General features: G+C 67.6%; 17 protein-coding genes. 6 read left to right on the top strand and 11 right to left on the bottom strand.

Going from position 1 to position 19444, the window contains the following annotated elements; genetic code table 11:
- Nucleotides 1–5 precede the first annotated feature (5 nt).
- The 3 genes from ACMV_RS02825 to ACMV_RS21395 all read right to left on the bottom strand — a co-directional run bounded on the left by ACMV_RS02825 (nucleotide 6) and on the right by ACMV_RS21395 (nucleotide 2318).
- Nucleotides 6–1178, bottom strand: coding sequence for a YeeE/YedE family protein (locus tag ACMV_RS02825; protein WP_013639489.1), 1173 nt, complete (start codon nucleotides 1176–1178; stop codon nucleotides 6–8).
- 301 nt (nucleotides 1179–1479) lie between these two features.
- Nucleotides 1480–2130: a DUF6969 family protein gene (locus ACMV_RS02820; protein ID WP_013639488.1), complete on the bottom strand. Its 651-nt coding sequence runs from the start codon at nucleotides 2128–2130 to the stop codon at nucleotides 1480–1482.
- A complete protein-coding gene (locus ACMV_RS21395) occupies nucleotides 2094–2318 on the bottom strand; it encodes a hypothetical protein (RefSeq protein ID WP_035186195.1) in 225 nt (74 codons plus the stop codon). Before ACMV_RS21395 ends, ACMV_RS02820 begins: the two co-directional genes overlap by 37 nt.
- 349 nt (nucleotides 2319–2667) lie before the next feature.
- Here ACMV_RS21395 and mrdA point away from each other — a divergent pair, with 349 nt between their 5' ends.
- The 4 genes from mrdA (at nucleotide 2668) to ACMV_RS02795 (ending at nucleotide 7621) form a co-directional block, all read left to right on the top strand.
- A complete protein-coding gene (gene mrdA / locus ACMV_RS02810) occupies nucleotides 2668–4506 on the top strand; it encodes a penicillin-binding protein 2 (RefSeq protein WP_007422115.1) in 1839 nt (612 codons plus the stop codon).
- A 388-nt stretch (nucleotides 4507–4894) separates the two neighbouring features.
- The gene (locus ACMV_RS02805; protein ID WP_013639486.1) at nucleotides 4895–6043 is read left to right on the top strand and encodes a patatin-like phospholipase family protein; all 1149 of its coding nucleotides are present in this window, start codon (nucleotides 4895–4897) and stop codon (nucleotides 6041–6043) included.
- A 17-nt stretch (nucleotides 6044–6060) separates the two neighbouring features.
- Complete coding sequence (locus ACMV_RS02800) at nucleotides 6061–6798, top strand: acetoacetate decarboxylase (protein ID WP_007422113.1); 738 nt, start codon at nucleotides 6061–6063, stop codon at nucleotides 6796–6798.
- Nucleotides 6799–6838: 40 nt separating this feature from the next.
- A complete protein-coding gene (locus tag ACMV_RS02795; RefSeq protein WP_013639485.1) occupies nucleotides 6839–7621 on the top strand; it encodes a 3-hydroxybutyrate dehydrogenase in 783 nt (260 codons plus the stop codon).
- 92 nt (nucleotides 7622–7713) lie between these two features.
- Here ACMV_RS02795 and ACMV_RS02790 read toward each other — a convergent pair whose 3' ends face one another.
- Nucleotides 7714–8661, bottom strand: a complete 948-nt coding sequence (locus tag ACMV_RS02790) for a GlxA family transcriptional regulator (protein ID WP_013639484.1) — start codon at nucleotides 8659–8661, stop codon at nucleotides 7714–7716.
- Nucleotides 8662–8739: 78 nt separating this feature from the next.
- On the opposite strand from ACMV_RS02790, the gene ACMV_RS02785 reads away from it, so the two are divergent.
- A complete protein-coding gene (locus tag ACMV_RS02785) occupies nucleotides 8740–9435 on the top strand; it encodes a DJ-1/PfpI family protein (protein WP_035186191.1) in 696 nt (231 codons plus the stop codon).
- 397 nt (nucleotides 9436–9832) lie between these two features.
- Here ACMV_RS02785 and ACMV_RS21100 read toward each other — a convergent pair whose 3' ends face one another.
- The 4 genes from ACMV_RS21100 to ACMV_RS02765 form a co-directional block, all read right to left on the bottom strand.
- Entirely contained in the window at nucleotides 9833–10162 is a 330-nt protein-coding gene (locus tag ACMV_RS21100) for a hypothetical protein (RefSeq protein WP_196796278.1), read from the bottom strand.
- A gap of 495 nt (nucleotides 10163–10657) precedes the next feature.
- Nucleotides 10658–12643: a putative bifunctional diguanylate cyclase/phosphodiesterase gene (locus ACMV_RS02775; RefSeq protein WP_013639482.1), complete on the bottom strand. Its 1986-nt coding sequence runs from the start codon at nucleotides 12641–12643 to the stop codon at nucleotides 10658–10660.
- Nucleotides 12640–13542: an AAA family ATPase gene (locus ACMV_RS02770; protein WP_013639481.1), complete on the bottom strand. Its 903-nt coding sequence runs from the start codon at nucleotides 13540–13542 to the stop codon at nucleotides 12640–12642. Before ACMV_RS02770 ends, ACMV_RS02775 begins: the two co-directional genes overlap by 4 nt.
- A complete protein-coding gene (locus tag ACMV_RS02765; RefSeq protein ID WP_013639480.1) occupies nucleotides 13539–14174 on the bottom strand; it encodes an SRPBCC family protein in 636 nt (211 codons plus the stop codon). Before ACMV_RS02765 ends, ACMV_RS02770 begins: the two co-directional genes overlap by 4 nt.
- A gap of 112 nt (nucleotides 14175–14286) precedes the next feature.
- On the opposite strand from ACMV_RS02765, the gene ACMV_RS02760 reads away from it, so the two are divergent.
- Nucleotides 14287–15561: a sodium:proton antiporter gene (locus ACMV_RS02760; protein ID WP_013639479.1), complete on the top strand. Its 1275-nt coding sequence runs from the start codon at nucleotides 14287–14289 to the stop codon at nucleotides 15559–15561.
- 7 nt (nucleotides 15562–15568) lie between these two features.
- Here ACMV_RS02760 and ACMV_RS02755 read toward each other — a convergent pair whose 3' ends face one another.
- From ACMV_RS02755 to edd, 3 genes are read right to left on the bottom strand one after another with little or no spacing between them, the layout of a single operon-like run.
- Nucleotides 15569–16912, bottom strand: a complete 1344-nt coding sequence (locus ACMV_RS02755; protein ID WP_007424295.1) for a sugar porter family MFS transporter — start codon at nucleotides 16910–16912, stop codon at nucleotides 15569–15571.
- Nucleotides 16913–16968: 56 nt separating this feature from the next.
- A complete protein-coding gene (gene eda, locus ACMV_RS02750; RefSeq protein ID WP_007424294.1) occupies nucleotides 16969–17604 on the bottom strand; it encodes a bifunctional 4-hydroxy-2-oxoglutarate aldolase/2-dehydro-3-deoxy-phosphogluconate aldolase in 636 nt (211 codons plus the stop codon).
- Nucleotides 17601–19415: a phosphogluconate dehydratase gene (gene edd / locus ACMV_RS02745; RefSeq protein WP_013639478.1), complete on the bottom strand. Its 1815-nt coding sequence runs from the start codon at nucleotides 19413–19415 to the stop codon at nucleotides 17601–17603. The genes eda and edd overlap by 4 nt, the downstream gene beginning before the upstream one ends.
- Between the last annotated feature and the right edge of the window lie 29 nt (nucleotides 19416–19444).

Below are 19444 nucleotides of genomic sequence, written 5' to 3'. Positions count from 1 at the left end.
TCCATTCAGTCCGGCAGTCCGAACCGTCGTCTGAGCGCGATGCCCACGGGCGTGCCGAGCAGCGCGAAAACAAGCCACTCCCAGCCGTGCAGGCTAGTCGAGGCGATGCCGCTGAACAGGCTGCCAATATTGCAGCCGAAGGCGAGCCGCGCGCCATAACCCATGGCAAGACCGCCCAGCGCCGCGGAAAGCAACGGCAGCGGCTCGAATTTCGCGGTCAGGCTGAACCGTCCGCCGATCGCGCTTGCAAGCAGCGCACCGAGAACGATGCTGATATTCATCACCGACGTCTCGTCGGCCAGAATGCCGTGGGAAAGCGCCGCGTGCGGGAACGGCCAGCTCCAGAAGCCGTGCGCGGGCGGCACCCAGCCGAGCAGGCTCGCCCCCTTCGCGCCCCAGAGCGTGAACCCCCAGACGATCGACCAGGGATGCCCGGCGATCAGGAGGGTCAACCAGTTCAGCCCGGCCAGCATCAGCGCGGCGAAAGGGAGCGGCCAGGGGCCACGGAACCAGGCACTCCCTTGCGGCAGCCAGGCGCGCATCATCGGCGAGGCCGGCGGCGCGAACCGCCGCAGTATCAGCGCAAGGCCGCCGAGCGCAACGATCTGCAGGGCCGCGCCCGGGCCCCAGCCGATCATGCCACCGAACGAGACCGCGCCAAGCGAAGGCAGGGAAAGCCACCAGGGCAGCTGGAATGTTGCGATGAAGGCTCCCGCGCAAAAGAACAGCAACGCGAGCAACGTGCGCAGATTGCCGCCGCCCGACGCATACAGGCAGCCCGAGGCACAGGCGCCGGACATCTGCATCCCCACCCCGAACAGAAACGAACCGACCGCGACCGGCACGCCCGCTGGCGCGATCGCACCGGCCACGCCATGGCCGAACACCGCTCCCCGCGCCAGAATGGGGGCGAACAGCACCGTCGCCGCCGCGAGCATGAGAAGATTGGCCATCGCCCCGCTGCCGTCACGGCGCAGGACCAGCGCGCGCCAGCCATAGGCGAAACCGTAGCCGCCGTGGGCCAGCGTCATGCCCATTGCCGCACCGATCAGAACCAGCGCCGGCAGCCTGCCGCCGGTAGCCGGCATGGTCATCGCGAGAAGCCCGACGATGACGACGCTCGCTGCGGCCAGCAGAACTCGCGGCGGACGCGGCCCGGTCGCGGCAATCTGGCTCATGCCTCACCCCGCGTGACAACCGCCGGCGAGGCGCCATTCCCGGCATTGCGGCCAGCAGCGATTGCGCCGGCCATTCCGAAACCGCCCGCCTTCATCCTTCCTCCTTCGAGGTCCATCTTGCCCGGATTGCGCGCCGGACTCGCCGGCCGCGTGATCGTTCGAATTAAGACTTTCGAGACGATTTTTGTGACCTACCAAAGGCCGGTCAATAGTTCCGGAAAAATGAAAATGGGGATGTCGGCAAGGCCTCCTTGGGCAGAACGATTGTCCTGCAAAACACGGTAGCGGAAATGAATGTTTTCTATGCCGCGGCGAGACGCCGCAGGGCGGCGGCGAGGGAAACCCGCATCTGGCTCGGTATCCGCAACCTGCGATCCTCGAACCGCCGGTCGTCAGGGCCGATCCCCGATCCCATCCGCGCATCCCGGGCGTACAGCAGCGCGACGATGTCCGGCGCGAACAGGACAACGAGATTTTCCAGCCAGCGCGCCACATCGCCGGGCGACGCCCCCGCCAGGCGCGGCCGCGAGGCGCGTGGTCCGATCGCCGCCGCTGGTTGCCAGGCTTCGTCAGTCACCCAGCGATTGGTTGTGAACAGCCGGATCGGCAGCCCCTGCACGTCAACCGAAATGCCGATCAGATGCGTGAAGCCCATCCCGCCCGCCGGCCCCGGCGTGAAGATGTGGAAATGCCCATGCTCGGCGCGCAACCGCTCACGCACCGCATGGGCATGGTAGAAGAACCGCCAGCCTGACACCGGATCCAACGCCTCTGGCTGCGGATATTGCGTCCATTCGGCGAACCCCTCGGCAGTGCCGGGCAACCGCGCGGGCGCGCTGGTTCCGGCCCGCGCCCAGGCGGCGATCTGGGCTGCCGCGGCGTATCCGGCGCGCGCCCGCCGCCGCGGCGAAACGCCTATTTCTGCGGCGCGCAGGGGTTCTGCGGAGCGCAAGGGTTGCCCGAATTCGTCTGCCCGTTCGTCGCGCCGGATTGCGGCGCGCACGGATTCTGCGGTGCGCAGGGATTGGCCGCGGCGAGAACGATCCCGCTCGCCGCCTTCGCCGCCGTCGCATGCGGCAGCGCCGGCGCGAGCGCGGCGGCCAGGGTGAGCATCGACAGGGCACTGTGCTTCGGCTTCATGACGGGTCTCCTCGGTGAATGCGGGCGGGACGGTGCGGTTCGCCCGCGCCGGGCCTCGGTCAACATAGAGTGACAAGCCGCCGTGCCGTCAAGGACGCCATCTGGCCAGTCGCGCGCCCCCATCCGGGCAACGACCCGGTGACCAGGACGCAGCGCCGCGGCTTTCCGCCAGAACGACCCCCGCCAGGTCACATGCCCTTGCACGCCGGCCGCCCGGTGCGAAACCCTGCCATGCCACATATGGCGAACCGCCCCGTTTCACGCCGCGGGGAGTCAAAGCCGCGTGAGACCGGCAACGATCATCGAACCGTGTCTTGGCACCGGCCGCGGCGCGAGGCAGACCGCCCGCATGAACGCGCAACGCGACAAGAAGCAGCGTGCCGTCTTCACCCGGCGCGCCATGATCATCGGAGGCAGCCAGGTCGCGCTGTTCTCGGCGCTGACTGCGCGACTCTACGAGATGGAGATCGTCGATCACAGCCGCTACAGCCGGCTCGCCCGCAAGAACGCGGTGAGCGAACGGCTGATCGCGCCGGAACGCGGACTGATCACTGACCGCAACGGCGTCATTCTGGCCGGCAATCGCCAGCAATGGCAGGCCCTGTTCCTGATGACGGCGGCGTCTGACCCTGCCGCCACGATCGCGCGCCTGGAACGGATCGTGTCGCTGTCGCCGGCCGATCGCGCCCGGCTTGCGAAGCTCGCCACCGGGCCGATCCATTTCCTGCCGATCCTCGTCAAGAAGGATCTCGGCTGGGACGAGATGGCCAGACTCGAAGTTCACAGGCCATCGCTGCCCGGCCTCATCATCGATCGCGGCTTCCGGCGATTCTACCCGCTCGGCCCGCTTACCGCCCATCCGGTGGGCTACGTCGTCCGCCCGGACAGCGCCGATGCGGGGCGCGAGCCGGTTCTCGCCCTGCCGGGTGTGCGCGTCGGCGGCAGCGGCATCGAAAAATCGGCCAATGCCGCGCTCTTCGGATCGCCCGGCATCGTCGAGGATGAGGTCGACGCCGGCGGGGCCGTCGTTCGCGTCATCACGCGACGCCCGGCGCGCGAGGGGCACGCCGTCGGTCTCACCCTCGATGCCGGATTGCAGCGCACCGCTGCCGGCGCCCTGAACGGGCGGCCCGGCGCCGCGGTGCTGATCGACACCAGCACAGGCGACCTGCTCGCCATGGCCAGCGCGCCCTCGTTCGACCCGACCTGGTTCGACGACGGTGTGCCCGATCATGTCTGGCGGCGCTGGACCTCGAAGGCGGCGCATCATCCGCTTACTGACCGTGCGACCGGCGGACTCTATGCCCCGGGCTCATCCTTCAAGCCGACCGTCGCCCTCGCCGCACTCGAAGCCGGCGCGATCACCGGCGACACAAGGTTCTTCTGTTCCGGACACATGAAGATCGGCAACCGGATCTTCTATTGCTGGCTCCGCTCCGGCCACGGCTCGATGGACGTCGCCTCGGCCCTGCAGCAGAGCTGCGACATTTTTTTCTACCACGTCGCGATGCGCACCGGAATCGACCGGATGGCCGCGATGGCCCGGCATCTCGGCCTGACGGGCCGCGAAGCGCTCGCCCTGCCGAATGTCGCCGAAGGCTTCATCCCGACGCGCCGATGGGCGAAACAGCGGCAAATCGACTGGACCAAGGGCGATACGGCGGTTCAGGGGATCGGTCAGGGCTACACCGTCCTGACGCCGCTCGCACTCGCTGTGATGGCGGCACGCATCGGCACCGGCCGGGCGGTTCGCCCGCGAATCATCCGGACGGTCGGAGCGGTCGAGCGAACCCATCCGGCGGCAACCACGCTCTCCCTTTCGGATCGTCACCTGGCCCTGGTCCGCCAGGGTATGGCGGAGGTGGTCAACACGCCCCTCGGCACCGCCTGGGGCGCCCGCCTCGCGCTCCGGGGTGCCAGGATGGCCGGCAAGACGGGCACGGCCCAGGTCATCGGGGAAAGCGCCGAGATGGAAGCCGAAAACTACAACGATGCCGAACTGCCGTGGCAGGACCGGCCGAATGCGCTGTTCGTGGGCTACGCGCCGCTCGACAGGCCACGTTTCGCTGCGGCCGTGGTGATCGAGCATGGCACGCTTCTCGGCCCCGTGAAGATCGCCCGGGACCTGTTCGCGGCCGCCCTCTCCCGACGCCGTCTCGCCTATGGCGACGAGTCCAGACCTGCGTGATGCGGATCGCTCCGGGCATCGTATCGTCCCGTTGCCGATCATGACATCAGGATCCGCGGCCGCAGGTTCACGCCCGCTGCTTCAAGATACGGTGATACAACACCGGCTCCGGAACCAGTGCGTTTCTGGATTGTCCTTGCAGTATCGGCAATTTTTCCGATCGGCCGGTCGCCGACGGCCTCTTCTGACGATGACGTGTTATTGACACGTCATCGCGACCTCTACCGCAGCGCACAAAATCAGGGCAGTCAATATCGGCGGGTCGGCATTCGCATGGCGGGTCACCGGTTCCGGATCGATCCTGCCGCGCGGGCTCAACCTGGCCGCACCTCGCCTGTCGCCACCGCCTTGCCGAACCCTGCCAGGCTCCAATGGAAAGGCTTACCCGATGTCGGTCACGAACAAGCGGAGATCCCGACAGCCCTCCGCCGCCACCCCGGCTTGCGCCACGGGGTTGCGGAACGTCCTTCTGTTGCAGGGCGGCGGCGCGCTCGGTGCCTACCAAGCCGGCGCCTACGAGGCACTCGCGGAGCACGCCTACGACCCCGACTGGATCATCGGCGTCTCGATCGGCGCGATCAATGCAAGCCTGATCGTCGGCAATCCGCCGGAGCGCCGCCTCGAACGGCTTCGCGAATTCTGGAAGCGCGTCACGACCCCACGGCCGGGTTTCATTCCTCCCGCCCTGTCCCTGCACGTCGCCGCCGAGAAGAAGCTCGGCGCGCTCAACGCGGTCCTGTTCGGCCAACCCGGCTTTTTCCGCCCCCGCCATCCGGTCGACTTCATTACGGAAAACCCGCTCAGCTTCTACGATACGGCCCACCTGCGCCAGACTCTCGAAGAACTCGTCGATTTCGACCTGATCAATAGCGGCACCACGCGGCTTGCCGTTGGCGCCGTGCAGATTCGTACAGGCAACATGATCTATTTCGACAATGCCGAGTGCCGGATCACGCCGCAGCACATCATGGCCAGCGGCGCCCTGCCGCCCGGCTTCCCGCCGGTCGAAATCGATGGAGAAGCCTATTGGGACGGCGGGCTCGTCTCGAACACTCCGCTCGAATACATGATGCGCTGCGAACCGCGCGAGAATAGCCTGGTCTTCCAGGTGGACCTGTTTCCGGCCCGTGGGCCGATGCCGAAAACGCTCGATGGCGTCGCCGAACGCGAGAAGGACATCCGCTATTCAAGCCGCACGCGCTATGGCACCGACGCGGAGAAACGCCGCCAGGACCTGCGCCGCCGGGTCTGCGCCTTCCTTGAAAAGCTGCCGCCCGAGTTGCGCGACGATCCGATCGCGAAGCATCTCCAAGAATTTTCCTGCCCGGCACAGATCGATGTCGTACACTTGATCTACCGCCCCGAGCATCCGCAGGGCGCCGACAAGGACGTGCAGTTCGACCGTACCACCGCCACGGAACGATGGCGCCACGGTCACGAAGATGCCTCGCGCGCGCTGGTCGCGGCACCGTGGCGCGAACCACACCCGCACGAACTCGGCATGCGGACCTTCGACATCGCCAAAACCGAATCTTGACGAGGAGCATTGCCACGATGGATGCAGCAACGATCAGGGAAACCGCCTTTGCGATGCCGCTGACGAGCCCGGGCTTTCCGAAAGGACCCTATCGCTTCGTCAATCGCGAATACATGATCATCACCTACCGCACCGATCGCGCGGCGCTCGAGAAGATCGTCCCCGAACCGCTCGAACTCGCCGATGACGTGGTGAAATACGAATTCATCCGCATGCCCGACAGCACCGGCTTCGGCGACTACACGGAGTCTGGCCAGGTGATACCGGTTCGCTACAAGGGCAAACCTGGGGTCTATGTCCATTCGATGTTCCTGAACGACCATCCGCCGATCGCCGGCGGACGGGAGATCTGGGGCTTTCCGAAGAAACTCGCGCGCCCGGTCCTGGAAGTCGAAATCGACACGCTGGTTGGCACGCTCGATTACGGCCGAATCCGGGTGGCCACCGGCACGATGGGCTACAAGCACCATACGCTCGATCACGATCCGGTTCTCTCCTCGATGCATGAGCCGAACTTCCTGCTCAAGATCATCCCGCATGTCGACGGTTCGCCACGCATCTGCGAACTGGTGCGCTATCACATGAGCGACATCGTCCTGAAAGGTGCCTGGACCGGTCCCGCCGCGCTCGCGCTCTATCCGCACGCCCTCGCCCCGGTCGCCGATCTGCCGGTTCGCGAAGTCGTCGCCGCCTCCCACATCCTCGCGGACATGACGCTCGATCTCGGCGAGGTCGTCCACGACTATCTTGCCTGATCGACCCTCCGGATTCCCCTCAAGAGAAAAGGATTTTCCCATGGCCCGTTTCGACGGCAAGGTCGGCATCATCACCGGCGCCGCCAGCGGCATCGGCCGCGCCATCGCTGAACAGTTCGCCAGAGAAGGCGGCCACGCCGTGATCGCCGATCTCGATCTCGACGCCGCACGCAAGACGGCAAGCGCCATCGCGACCTTCGGGCCGGCGCCGCTGGCGGTTTCGATGGACGTCACCGACGAGCAACACGTGGAGGACGGCGTTGCCGCCGCCGCTGAAAGGTTCGGCCGGATCGATGTGCTGGTGAGCAATGCCGGCATCCAGATCGTCAGGCCGCTTGCCGAGTTTCCCTTTTCCGACTGGAAGAAGCTGCTCTCGATACATCTCGACGGCGCATTCCTGACGACGCGCGCCTGCCTGAAATACATGTATGCGCAGAAAAGCGGCTCGGTCGTCTATATCGGGTCGGTGCATTCAAAGGAGGCGTCGAAGCTGAAAGCGCCCTATGTCACCGCGAAGCATGGGCTGATCGGCCTCTGCAAGGTTCTCGCCAAGGAGGGCGCGGAACATAATGTCCGCGCCAATGTCGTCTGCCCCGGCTTCGTGCGGACGCCGCTGGTCGAAAAGCAGATCCCGGAACAGGCAAAGGAACTCGGCATCAGCGAGGATGACGTCGTGCGCAATGTCATGCTGAAAGACACCGTGGACGGCGAATTCACAACCGTGGAAGACGTCGCCGCCGCGGTGCTCCATTTCGCCGGATTCCCGAGCAATGCCCTGACCGGCCAGTCGATGGTCGTCAGCCATGGCTGGTTCATGCAGTAGCCGCATCCGGTCAACGCGCGGGAGTCCGACCTCCCGCGCTCGGCTCCTTGCCCGTTGCCGATACGGGAAACAGCCGGCGTGACCCGTCGCCGTCATTGCGCTTGCGCGCTGCGGCGCAAGGCCTGCGGCGGCTGGCCGAAGGCGCGCAGGAACGCCCGCCGCATGCGTTCCGGGTCGTGAAACCCGACCATCCCGGCAATCACCTCGATGGGCATGCTGGAATGTTCGACCCGCTCGCGCGCGGTCTCCAGCCGCAGGCGCTCCACCGCCCTCGCCGGACTCATGCCGACCGACCGGCTGAATGCCCGCGAGAAATGCCGTGGACTCATCGCGGCCCGTTCGGCCAGCACCTCGACGGTCAGACGCGCGTCCAGATGGTCGCGCATCCAGCCGAGCAGCCCGGCGAAGCGTCCGTCTCCTCCACCCATCTCGATCAGCGCCGAAAACTGCGACTGCCCGCCCGGCCGGCGATAATAGACCACCATCTCCTGCGCCACGCGCCGCGCCACCGCCTCGCCCAGGTCCCCGGCGATCAGCGCCAGCGACAGATCGATGCCGGCGGTAATCCCCGCCGAGGTCCATATCGCCCCGTCACGGATGTGAATGGCATCCGGCTCGACCAGGAGGCGCGGAAACAGCCGCGCCAGTTCCTCCGTCCGTCGCCAATGCGTCGTCACCCGCCGCCCGTCCAGAACGCCCGCCGCCGCCAGCAGGAAAGCACCCGAACAGACGCTGCACAGCCGCCTCGCTCCCCGCGCCTGCGCCACGACGAAGGCACGGATCTCGGGACACTCCATTGCCCGCCGGCAGCCTCTGCCGCCCGTCACGATCAGAGTGTCCAGCGCACCGGCCGCACTGGCGGGTTCGCTGCCCAGCACGGCGCCGGACGATGAGCGGACGGGGCCGCCAGATGCGGAGAGGATCGCCAGCCGATACACGTCCGCCTGATGCCGCGCGGCGATCTCGAACGCCGTGATCGGCCCCGAGGCGTCGAGGATCTGGAAGTCCTGATAGATCAGGATGCCGATATGCCGGGCCATGGCCTGAAATGAGGGATCATGGTCATTTCGTCAATCGTGCCGTCATGGGACACTCGGTCGCATCATCGGAGATACCCCATGTCCCCACCGCCATTTCGTATCCTCTTCGCCGTCTATCCGGGCATGACCCAGCTCGATTTCACGGGTCCGCACCAGTTCTTCATCCGCGCGCCGGGATGCGAGGTCATCGTCGCCAGTCGCGATGGCGGCGATGTGCCGAGCGACGGCCTCGTCTTCGCCCGCACCGCCCGCCTTGCGGACGTTCCCGGCTGTGACCTTCTCTGCGTGCCGGGCGGCACAAACGCGCTCGACGCGGCGCTGGACGACGGCTTTATCTCCGAACTCCGCCGACTTGCCGCCGATGCACGCTACATCACCTCGGTCTGCACCGGTTCGCTGATCCTCGGCGCCGCCGGGCTGTTGCGGGGGCGGCGCGCCGCGTGCCACTGGGCGTGGCGAGACCTGCTGAAGCCGTTCGGCGCAATTCCGGATGACGGCCGCGTGGTGCGCGATGGCAACGTCATCACCGGCGGCGGTGTGACCGCGGGAATTGATTTCGCGCTCGTGGTCCTCGCCGAGATTGCCGGTCCGCAGGTGGCGCAAACCCTCCAGCTGGGCTTCGAATACGCTCCCGCCCCACCCTTCGAGGCTGGGCGCCCGGAACACGCGCCGCCTGACATCCTCGCGGCCTGCCGGCAGGGTCTCGCTCGGCTGGCTGCGACCCGCGAGGCCCAAACCCGCGAAGCAGCATCCCGCCTCGCCACGCAACATTGACTCCGCTGAGGGTGTGAAGCTGTCGATCCTGATGACAACACCAGGCTAGCGGTGGCGCGTTGAACCAGGCCGAGAGACCGCGCAGGCAAGCGGCCTCCCGGCGGGGTTCGTGACCGTAGCCGGTCTGGTGCATCAACTGATGGAGGCGCGCAACTCTACCGACTGGCCCATCACGTCCTCTCCTTGAGATGAACGGCGACAGCTTCCGATTGAGCCAATACCGGGTTCGCTCCGGCGGGCGGAAAGAAGGCCCCGGATCGCTCCGGGGCACACACAGTTGTCGCGAGTGGGCTTGGCTTGCAGAAAACGCGGTAGTCTCGCGCGAGTTCATCATGCCGCCGCCCGGCTCTGCCGCCAGTGGAGACCGCATGTCCTCCCGGACAGACGTTGCGCAGGCCTATCGGCCTCCGCCCCCACCAGCGCCACCACCGCCGGCACCGCCGCCGCCGCCCGCGCCGCTTCCCGACCCGTGGCCGCCCGCTGCGGGGCCTCGGCCAACGCCGATCTGGTCGTGCGTCATGTCGCGGTCGCGGTCACGGTCGAGATCGCGGTCCTGATCGGGATCCTGCAGTTTGTCCTGATCGCGCAGCCGGTCCTGATCCTGGTCCTGCGCCCGGGCCGTGCGGCTGAGGGCAACCAGGCCGGCAGCCAGGCCAGCCAGCCCGGCGGCGCCGGCGACGACGCGCCGGCGGGACATGATTTCCGATGAGTCGATACGTAAGGCCATTGTCTTGCTCCACGCCAAGAAGGTTGCCGCTTATTGCGTGTGTGGAGGCTAGGCAGACCGCATGTGCCGGGCGTTGCGCTGGATCAAGCAGAGAGTCGGGAGAAAGGACAGGGCGGGGCGGCACGTTCAACCGTTCGTACGATCGCCTTCCAACCGGGATCAGACGGTCTTTCGGCATGGAATAAGGGCCAGGTTGTTTGGGGGATCGGCAACGCATCGGGCTCTTGGGGACGCTGGATCCACAATCGCCCCCATGGACGATATGGGGGCGGAGCCGGGATGTGGTGATGGCGACGATTACGAAGATTTGGCGGGCATATTTTGGTCAGCGGAAGTCGATCAGGTCATCCGCAGGATCGTCCGGACAGTCGCAAGGCTGCGCGCGATCACTTTCTCAAACCGATCAGGCAGTGTCGGAAATTCTGCATATGGGTGGCAGTTGACAGAGGAGCAGACAGGCAACCTTCCGCGCGTGTCGCGAAGTGCCGCTTGACATCAGGCGGTACGGCCCTGCGGTGCGGGCATATCGTTCGCAGGCGCGTCGTCGGCCTCGACGAGTCTGTCGATTTCGGGGGCAGGCCGCGCCTTCGAGAAGATGAAGCCCTGGAGATCGTCGCAGCCGATCCGCGCGAGGCCCTCGCGCTGTTCCAGTGTCTCGACGCCCTCGGCGGTGACGCGCAGCCCCCGGGCGTGGGCGAGCTCGATGATCGCCCGGACAATGACCTCGTCGCTGTCCTGGTCGCCGAAGCCGTGGATAAAGCTGCGGTCGATCTTGACGCGGTCGACCCGGAGCTGCTGGAGGCGGGCAAGCGAAGAGAAACCGGTGCCGAAGTCGTCGATGGCGATGCGGACCCCCATTGCCCGGAGCGATGCGAGGTTCTCGGCTGCGGTGCCGATCTGGCCGTTGGCGGCGGTTTCGGTGATCTCGATCTCGAGGCGCTGCGGCGGCAGGCCGGTGACGCGCAGGATGGCGGCGACCCGCTCGGCATAGCCGGGATTGGCGAGTTCGGGGCCGGAGGCGTTCACCGCGATGGTGCGGTTCGGCCAGTTGACCGCGGCAGTGCAGGCCTCGCGGAGCACGCGCTCGCCCATCATCTCGATCAGGCCGGCTTCCTCGGCGATGGGGATGAACAGGTCGGGCGAGATCCAGCCGAGCGCGGGGTGGCGCCAGCGCAGCAGCGCCTCGAACCCGGTAATGGTATGGCCGGCGGCGGCGTGAATGGGCTGGTAATACGGCACGATCTCGCCGCTTTCCTGCAGGGCAGCGCGCAGGTCGGCCTCGATTTCGCGGCGAAGGCGGAGCGCGTCGTCCATGACCGGGTCAAAGAACGCAAAGCGGCCGCGCCCGGTGGATTTGGCACTGTAGAGGGCGATGTCGGCCTTGCGGAGCAGGTCAATACGGTCCGTGCCATGATCCGGTGCGAGAGCGACGCCGATGCTCAGCCCGACGAACACACGGTTGCCATCAAGATCGAAGGGGACGCGGACGGACTCGACGATGCGCGCGCAGAGCTTCTCCACATCCTCGCGCCCGGCAACGCCAGCGAGCATGACGGTGAATTCGTCGCCGCCGACGCGGGCGACCATGTCCTCCTCGCGGACCAGGGCGCGGAGGCGCGCGCCAAATTCGCGGATCAGCGTGTCGCCGGCGGGATGGCCCAGCGTGTCGTTCACCTGCTTGAAGCGGTCGAGATCGAGAAAGAGCAGCGCGATCGAGGTCCCAGACAGCGCGGCGAGGGCGGCATCGGCGCTCTCGTTGAAGAAGGTGCGATTGGGCAGGCCCGTCAGCGGATCGTGAAACGCGAGGTGATGGATCCGCACCTCGCTCGCCTGTAGCCGGAGCGAGCGGCTGCGGACGACGGCGAGGAAGCCGGCGACGGTGAGCAGCGCCAGGGCGAGCAGCCCGCCGAGGATCGGCATCGCCCGCGACAGCACCGCCGTGCCGGGGCGGTAGGGGCGCCAGATGAAATAGCCGATCCGCTTGCCGGCATTGTCGTCGACCGGGTAGGCGGCGGCGATCTCCTCGGCGCTCATCGCCTCGAAATCGAGGGATTCGAGGCGTTCCTGGCCAGAGGCGGAGAGCAGCGCGTCGATCTCGCGGCGTTCGTCGGGGCGGGGTTCCTGCTCGCGCGACTTGGCCGCCTGCATCGCCTCGGCAAGGCGGCGGGCGCCGGCGGCGGCCTTTTCCTCGCGCGGGGCGCGCCCATCCATCGCCGCCAGCATCTGGGCGAATTTGGCGGCGTCGGGGTTGCGCCAGAAGACCGAGAAGGCCTGGTCGAACAGCAGCGCGTGCTCGTGCCGGCGCAGCATCACCGCCTGTAGCGCCGCTCGCATCACCCGCCGGTCGGTGATGTCGACATGGGTGAGCGCCTCGGCGGCGGCGATGACCTCGCCGGGGCCGACAGGCAGGCCGGCGCGCCGGAGCAGGCGCGCGAAATGCATCACATTCGGCGCGAGCCGTCCCGTATCGGAGGCGCTCATGCCGCCTGGATCGCCTCCCCGGTCAGGCGGGCGGCGGTCTCGCCACGGATTTTGGCGATGTCGTCCTGGTATTTCAGCAGGGCGCCGAGCGTGTCCTCGACCGCGGCGGGGGCGAGCTCGACCTCGTCCAGCGCGGCGAGGGCGGAGGCCCAGTCGATCGTTTCGGCGACGCCGGGGAGCTTGAAGATGTCGGTGGTGCGGATGCGCTGCACGAATTCGACCACCTGGGCGGAGAGCTTCGCCGGCACGCCGGGCGCGCGGGCGGCGAGGATGGCGCGCTCGCGGACGGCATCGGGGTAGTCCACCCACTGGTAGAGGCAGCGGCGGCGGATCGCGTCGTGCACCTCGCGGGTGCGGTTGGAGGTGATGACGACGACGGGCCGGGTGGAGGCGGCGATGGTGCCGAGTTCGGGGATGGTGATCTGGAAATCGCCCAGCAATTCGAGGAGGAATGCCTCGAAGGGCTCGTCCGCGCGGTCGAGCTCGTCGATCAGAAGGACGGCGGGCGGCAGGCCCGGATCGATCGCCGAGAGCAGCGGGCGGCGGAGCAGGAATTCGGCGGAATAGAGCGTCTCGCGAAGGGAGGCGCGGCTGGCACCGCCGGATTCGGCAAGGCGGATTTCCATCAGCTGGCGGGCGTGGTCCCACTCGTAGGCAGCGGCGGCGAGATCGAGCCCGTCATAGCATTGCAGGCGCACGAGGCGCCGGCCGAGCTGCTCGGCCAGCACCTTGGCGATCTCGGTCTTGCCGGTGCCGGGCTCGCCCTCGAGGAAGAGCGGGCGGCCCATGGCGAGGGCGAGATGGACGCTGGTCGCCAGTGCCCGGTCGGCAACATAGTTGCCGCGGGCGAGCAGTTCGGCGGTTTCGGCGACGGTGCGCGGGAGGGAGGTTTCGGTCATCCAAGGAATTTAGAAATGACCAGCGCCACGACAACGGCGGAAATGATGATGGGAACCCAGATTCCGAGGGGCAGCCCGGCGATGACCGGGTTGCTGCGGTCCTCGCCATGGGCGGGATGGGCGTGGTCATGTGCGTGTTCGGCCATGCTGGTCGTCTCCTTGGTGGGGGTCGGCGCGGGTGCGGCTTCGGGCGCGGGCGCGAGCCGTTCGGAAAATTTCGTGAAGAAGGATTCGGCGTAGGATTTCGCCACCGAATCGATCAGGCGGGCGCCGAGCTGGGCCATCTTGCCGCCGATCTGCGCCGAGACCTGATAGGTCAGTTTCGTGCCGCCCTCGGCATCGGCGAGCTGCACCTTCGCCCCACCCTTGGCGAAGCCGGCGACACCGCCCTGCCCTTCACCGGAAATCGTGTAGGCGTTCGGCGGGTCGAGATCGGCGAGTGTCACCTTGCCATTGAACCGCGCGGAAATCGGGCCGATCTTGGCGGCAACGGTCGCGGTCATCTCGGTATCGGAGAGCTTTTCAATGGATTCGCAGCCCTGTATGCACGCCTTGAGGACTTCGGGGTCGTTCAGCGCGGCCCAGACCGCCTCGCGCGGCGCAGCAATCAGCCGTTCTCCCGACATTTCCATGGGGCGTGCTCTCCTTCGTGACCGTGTTCCGTTACCGCATCTTTAGTTTGAGGCCGCCGCGCGCGCAAATCCGCCCTGCCCTGTCCGATGACATCTTGAAAGGCGGCGCACGATGCACCCGCATGTGACCGGACTTGCCGCGCTCGTTCCGTTCTTCGGCACGCTGGCGAGTTTCGCGCTGCTGCCCGGCGTGGCGCCACGGCTCTGGCACCGATACATGCTGCGGATCAGCCTGTTCTGGGTGGCGCTCGGCCTCGTGTTCGGGGCCGAGGCCGCCGGGCCGGCGGCGGCGCTGACACAGCTGTGGCATTCAGGGCTGGTCGATTTCCTCCCCTTCATCGCGGTGCTGATGGCGCTCTACACGCTGGGCGGCGGGGTGCTGATCGCCGGCGGGCCGTGGGGGCGGCCGGGCGGCAACCTCCTGCTGCTGGCGGCGGGCACGCTGCTCGCCTCGGCGATGGGCACGATCGCGGCCTCGCTGCTGCTGATCCATCCGCTGCTGTCGGCGAACGCGGCGCGGCGCGAGGTGCGGCACCTGGTGCTGGCGTTCATTTTCGTCGTCGCCAATGCCGGGGGCGCGCTGACTCCGCTCGGTGACCCGCCGCTGCTGATCGGCTTTTTGCGCGGGGTGCCGTTTTTCTGGCCGTTGTTCAACCTTGCCGGGCCGATGCTGGTGGTGGTCTTGCCTGTGCTGGCCCTCACCTTCGCCATCGACTGGCGACTGGCGCGGCGTGAGCCGGTGCGGCCGGCTGAGCGGATCAGGGTGCGTGGCGGCGCCAATCTGGCGATGCTGGGCATCTTCATCGCGGTGCTCACGGTGGCCGGCATCGTGCCGGGACCGGAGATCGCGATCGGGCCGGCATCGCTGCCGGCGGGGCAGATCGCGATCACGCTGACAGCAATCGTCTTCGTCGCGGCATCCGAGCGGGTCACGCCGCGGGCAATCCGCGCGCGCAACCAGTTCGCCTGGGCGCCGATGCGCGAGATCGCCATCCTGTTCTTCGCGATCTTCGCGACGATTCCGCCGGTGTTGCGCACCGTGACGGCGGCGGGGCTGCCGCAATCGGCGGCGGGGTGGTTCTGGGCCTCGGGCCTGTCCTCGGCATTTCTCGATAGCGGGCCGACCTATCTGATGTTCTTCGAGGCGGCGGGCGGCAACGCGGCGCAGCTGATCGCCCCGCCGGCGACGCTGCTCACGAGCTTCGCCGCCGGCTCGGTGCTGTTCGGCGGGCTGACCTATCTCGGCAATGCGCCGAACCTGATGATCCGCGCGATCGCCGCTCGGCGGGGCGTGCGGATGCCGGGCTTCTTCGGTTATATGCTGGCAGCATCCGCAGTGCTGCTGCCGCTCTTCGCGCTGACGACGCTGATCTTCTTCGCGGGCTGACGCCGCCTCAGGCGAGGCGGCCCTCGCCTTCCAGCGCAGCCTCGATCTGTTCGAGGCTGCGCCCCTTGGTCTCGGGCACCAGGAACCAGGTGAAGACAAGGGTAATCAACGTCATCGCCGCGTAGATCAGGAAGGTCGGGCCGCGGCCAAGACCGTGGACGAGGTCGAGAAAAGTGATCGAGACCAGCATGTTGAACGCCCAGTTGGCGATGGTCGCGAGCGACATGCCGCGGCCGCGCACCGCGAGAGGGAAGATCTCGGCAATCAGCAGCCAGAAGACCGGACCGAGGCCGATGGCGAAGAAGGCGACATAGGCGGCGACCGAGATCACCGTGACCCAGGCGAGGCCACCCTGCATTCCGGCCATGAAGCCGCCGGCGACGGCGAGCAGGGTGACCAGCATGCCCGACAGGCCAACCAGCAGCAGGCGGCGACGGCCGGCGGAATCGAGCAGGCGCATGGCGACGAAGGTCATCACCACGTTCACGAGGCCGACGCCGGCGGTGGCGAGGATGGAGACCGAAGCGGAGGACAGGCCGGCCTTCTGGAAGATGGTGGGCGCGAAATAAATGACCGTGTTGATGCCAGTGATCTGCTGGAACACCGCAAGGCCGATGCCGACGATGAGCGGCATGCGGGCGCGCGGCTCCAGCAGGACGGACCAGGGGGCCGTCGCGCGGCCTTCGCGGGCAAGATCCTGCCGGAGGTCACGCAGTTCGCTCTCGACATCGTGCCCTCCGCGCAGGAAGGCGAGCGATTTGCGCGCAGCCTCACGATGGCCCTTGCCGGCCAGCCAGCGCGGGCTCTCGGGCAAGACCAGCATGCCGGCGAACAGGATGACACCCGGTAGGGCGCCGAGCGCGAGCATCCAGCGCCAGCCATCGCCGCCATGGGAGAACAGGTAGCCGACGCCGTAGGACACCACGATGCCGATGGTGATGTAGGCCTGGTTGATCGTCACGACCGCGCCGCGCTTGTCGCGCGGCGACATCTCGGAAAGGTAGAGCGGCGTGAGCATCGAGGCGACGCCAATGGCGCCGCCGACAAGGACGCGGCCGGCGAGCAGGATTGCCACGCTCCAGGCTGCAGCGGAAAGCAACGCGCCGAGGACGAAGACCGCCGCCGTGACCAGCAGGACGGGGCGGCGGCCGAATTTGTCGGACAGGGTGCCGGCGACGGCAGCGCCTACCGCCGCGGCGCCGAGAGCGATGGCGACGACCACGCCCTGCATTGCCGGACCGAGGTGAAAGACGTGCCGGATGAACAGCAACGCACCCGAGATCACTCCGGTGTCATAGCCGAACAGAAGTCCGCCGAGACCCGCGATGATGGCGATCACCGTGAAATTCATGGCCTTCTCCCGATCGCCGCCGGGAGGGCGGCTCTATCGGGAGATAGACAGCGAGGCTACCGTTTCAATGCGGCGGCCTGGGCGGCAAGCTTGGCGATTCCCGCCCAGTCGCCGGCGCGCAGCGCGGCGGCAGGGGTGAGCCAGGAACCGCCGACGCAGATCACGTTGGCGAGAGCCAGGTAATCGGGCGCGGTGGTGGGAGTGATTCCGCCGGTCGGGCAGAAGGTGACCTCGTGGATCGGCGCGCCGATTGCCTTCAGCATCGGGATGCCGCCGGCCTGCTCGGCCGGAAAGAATTTTTGGTAGCGGAAACCGGCCTCGAGCAGGTGCAGCACCTCGGTCGGCGTTGCGGCACCGGGGAGGAATGGCACGCGGCTTTTCGCCGCCGCGGCATGCACGGCGGGACTGGAGCCGGGCGAGACGACGAATTTGGCGCCGGCTTCCTCGACCTCGCGATATTGCGACGGGGTGAGCACGGTGCCGGCGCCGACGACCATTTCGGGGACCGCTTCGGCCATCGCCGCGATCGCCTCCATCGCCGCCTTCGTGCGCAGCGTGACCTCGACGACGCCGACGCCGCCCTCGATCAGGGCGCGGGCGAGCGGGACGGCATCCGCCGCGTTGTCGATCGTCAGGACCGGGATGACCGGCGAGACGGCGAGCAGGGCATCGAGCCCGTCCTGGCGGTTCATGCGAAGACGCTCGCGCCGAGATCGGCCCCGGCGACGGCGGCGCGGAAGGCGCCGAACAGGTCGCGGCCGATGCCGTGGTGATGCGCCGAGAGATCGACCTCCGGGAGCGGCCGCGCCGCAAATTCCGCCTGATCCACCTGAACCTCCAATATGCCGGCCTCGCAGTCGAGCCTGATCATGTCGCCATCCCTCACCTTCGCCAGCGCGCCGCCGCAGGCGCTTTCCGGCGTCACGTGGATCGCCGAGGGCACCTTGCCGGAGGCGCCGGACATCCGCCCGTCGGTGACGAGGCCGACCTTGAAGCCGAGATCCTGCAACACGCCGAGGGGCGGTGTCAGCTTGTGCAATTCGGGCATCCCGTTCGCCTTCGGGCCCTGATGGGTGACGATGGCGACGAAATCGCGGTGCAGTTCGCCGGCCTTGAACGCCTCCTGCATCGCTTCCTGGCTGCGGAAGACGCGGGCCGGGGCGACGACGACGCGGTGCTCGGGCTTGACGGCGGAGATTTTGGTGACCGCCTGGCCGAGATTGCCGTGCATGATGCGCAGGCCGCCATCCTTGCTGAAGGGCTCGGTCGCATCGCGGAGGATGTCGCGGTTGAGGCTTGCGGCCGGGGCGGGTTTCCAGCGCAAGACCTTTTCCTCCAGCACCGGCTGGTCGCGATAAGCCTGCAACCCGTCCGGGCTCCAGACGGTGCGGGCATCGCCGTGCAGCAGGCCGGCATCGAGCAGGGCGCCAATCAGCACCGGCATGCCGCCGGCGGCCTGAAAATGGTTCACGTCGGCACTGCCGTTGGGATAGATGCGGGTGAGCAGCGGGATGTGTTCGGAGAGATCGGAGAAATCCTGCCAGGTGATGGCGATGCCGGCGGCGCGGGCCATGGCGACGAGGTGGATGGTGTGGTTGGTCGAGCCGCCGGTGGCGAGCAGGCCGATCATGCCGTTAACCACCGTCCGCTCGTCGACCATCTGGCCGACCGGGGTGAATTCGTTGCCGCGGGCGGTGATTTCGAGGATGCGCTTCGCCGCCGCACCGGTCAGCGCGTCGCGCAGCTCGGTGTTGGGGTTGACGAAGGAGGCGCCGGGCAGATGCAGGCCCATGATCTCCATCAGCATCTGGTTGGAGTTGGCGGTGCCGTAGAAGGTGCAGGTGCCGGGGCTGTGATAGGCGCCGATTTCGGACTCGAGCAGTTCCTCGCGGCCGACCTTGCCCTCGGCGTAGAGCTGGCGGACGCGGGATTTCTCGGTGTTGGAAATGCCCGAGGGCATCGGCCCGGCGGGGACGAAGATCGCCGGCAGGTGGCCGAAGGACAGGGCGGCGATGACGAGGCCGGGGACGATCTTGTCGCAGACGCCGAGGAGCAGCGCGCCGTCGAACACGTCGTGCGAGAGGGCGATCGCGGTGGCCATGGCGATGACATCGCGCGAGAAGAGCGAGAGCTCCATCCCTTCCCGCCCCTGGGTGACGCCGTCGCACATCGCCGGCACGCCGCCGGCGACCTGGGCGATGCCGCCGGCCTCGCGCACCGCATGCTTGATGAGGTCGGGGAAGCGGCCGAAGGGCTGATGCGCCGAGAGCATATCATTATAAGATGTGACGATGCCGATATTCGGCTTGTCGTCGCGCTTGAGGTCGTCCTGCTCGGCCTTGGCACAGCCGGCCAGGGCGTGGGCGAGATTGGCGCAGCCGACCGCGCTGCGGTGCACGCCGCGCGAAATCAGCGCACCGGTGCGGGCGAGATAGGCGGCGCGCCCGGCCTCGCTGCGCGCCCTGATCCGGTCGGTGACCCGTGCGATCGCATCCTGAACCATGTCTTTGCTCCTCGCAGTGCGCGCGGCCC

The organism is Acidiphilium multivorum AIU301 (assembly GCF_000202835.1).
GTDB classification, from domain to species: domain Bacteria; phylum Pseudomonadota; class Alphaproteobacteria; order Acetobacterales; family Acetobacteraceae; genus Acidiphilium; species Acidiphilium multivorum.
The sequence above is the reverse complement of the archived record's forward strand: the minus strand, read 5'-3'. Positions and strand labels throughout refer to the sequence as shown.

Excerpts from the sequence above, each read along its gene's own strand:
- ACMV_RS02825 (WP_013639489.1), bottom strand. The coding sequence starts at position 1,178 with ATGAGCCAGATTGCCGCGACCGGGCCGCGTCCGCCGCGAGTTCTGCTG.
- ACMV_RS21395 (WP_035186195.1), bottom strand. The coding sequence starts at position 2,318 with ATGAAGCCGAAGCACAGTGCCCTGTCGATGCTCACCCTGGCCGCCGCG.
- mrdA (WP_007422115.1), top strand. The coding sequence starts at position 2,668 with ATGAACGCGCAACGCGACAAGAAGCAGCGTGCCGTCTTCACCCGGCGC.
- ACMV_RS02805 (WP_013639486.1), top strand. The coding sequence starts at position 4,895 with ATGTCGGTCACGAACAAGCGGAGATCCCGACAGCCCTCCGCCGCCACC.
- ACMV_RS02800 (WP_007422113.1), top strand. The coding sequence starts at position 6,061 with ATGGATGCAGCAACGATCAGGGAAACCGCCTTTGCGATGCCGCTGACG.
- ACMV_RS02795 (WP_013639485.1), top strand. The coding sequence starts at position 6,839 with ATGGCCCGTTTCGACGGCAAGGTCGGCATCATCACCGGCGCCGCCAGC.
- ACMV_RS02790 (WP_013639484.1), bottom strand. The coding sequence starts at position 8,661 with ATGGCCCGGCATATCGGCATCCTGATCTATCAGGACTTCCAGATCCTC.
- ACMV_RS02785 (WP_035186191.1), top strand. The coding sequence starts at position 8,740 with ATGTCCCCACCGCCATTTCGTATCCTCTTCGCCGTCTATCCGGGCATG.
- ACMV_RS21100 (WP_196796278.1), bottom strand. The coding sequence starts at position 10,162 with ATGGCCTTACGTATCGACTCATCGGAAATCATGTCCCGCCGGCGCGTC.
- ACMV_RS02775 (WP_013639482.1), bottom strand. The coding sequence starts at position 12,643 with ATGAGCGCCTCCGATACGGGACGGCTCGCGCCGAATGTGATGCATTTC.
- ACMV_RS02770 (WP_013639481.1), bottom strand. The coding sequence starts at position 13,542 with ATGACCGAAACCTCCCTCCCGCGCACCGTCGCCGAAACCGCCGAACTG.
- ACMV_RS02765 (WP_013639480.1), bottom strand. The coding sequence starts at position 14,174 with ATGGAAATGTCGGGAGAACGGCTGATTGCTGCGCCGCGCGAGGCGGTC.
- ACMV_RS02760 (WP_013639479.1), top strand. The coding sequence starts at position 14,287 with ATGCACCCGCATGTGACCGGACTTGCCGCGCTCGTTCCGTTCTTCGGC.
- ACMV_RS02755 (WP_007424295.1), bottom strand. The coding sequence starts at position 16,912 with ATGAATTTCACGGTGATCGCCATCATCGCGGGTCTCGGCGGACTTCTG.
- eda (WP_007424294.1), bottom strand. The coding sequence starts at position 17,604 with ATGAACCGCCAGGACGGGCTCGATGCCCTGCTCGCCGTCTCGCCGGTC.
- edd (WP_013639478.1), bottom strand. The coding sequence starts at position 19,415 with ATGGTTCAGGATGCGATCGCACGGGTCACCGACCGGATCAGGGCGCGC.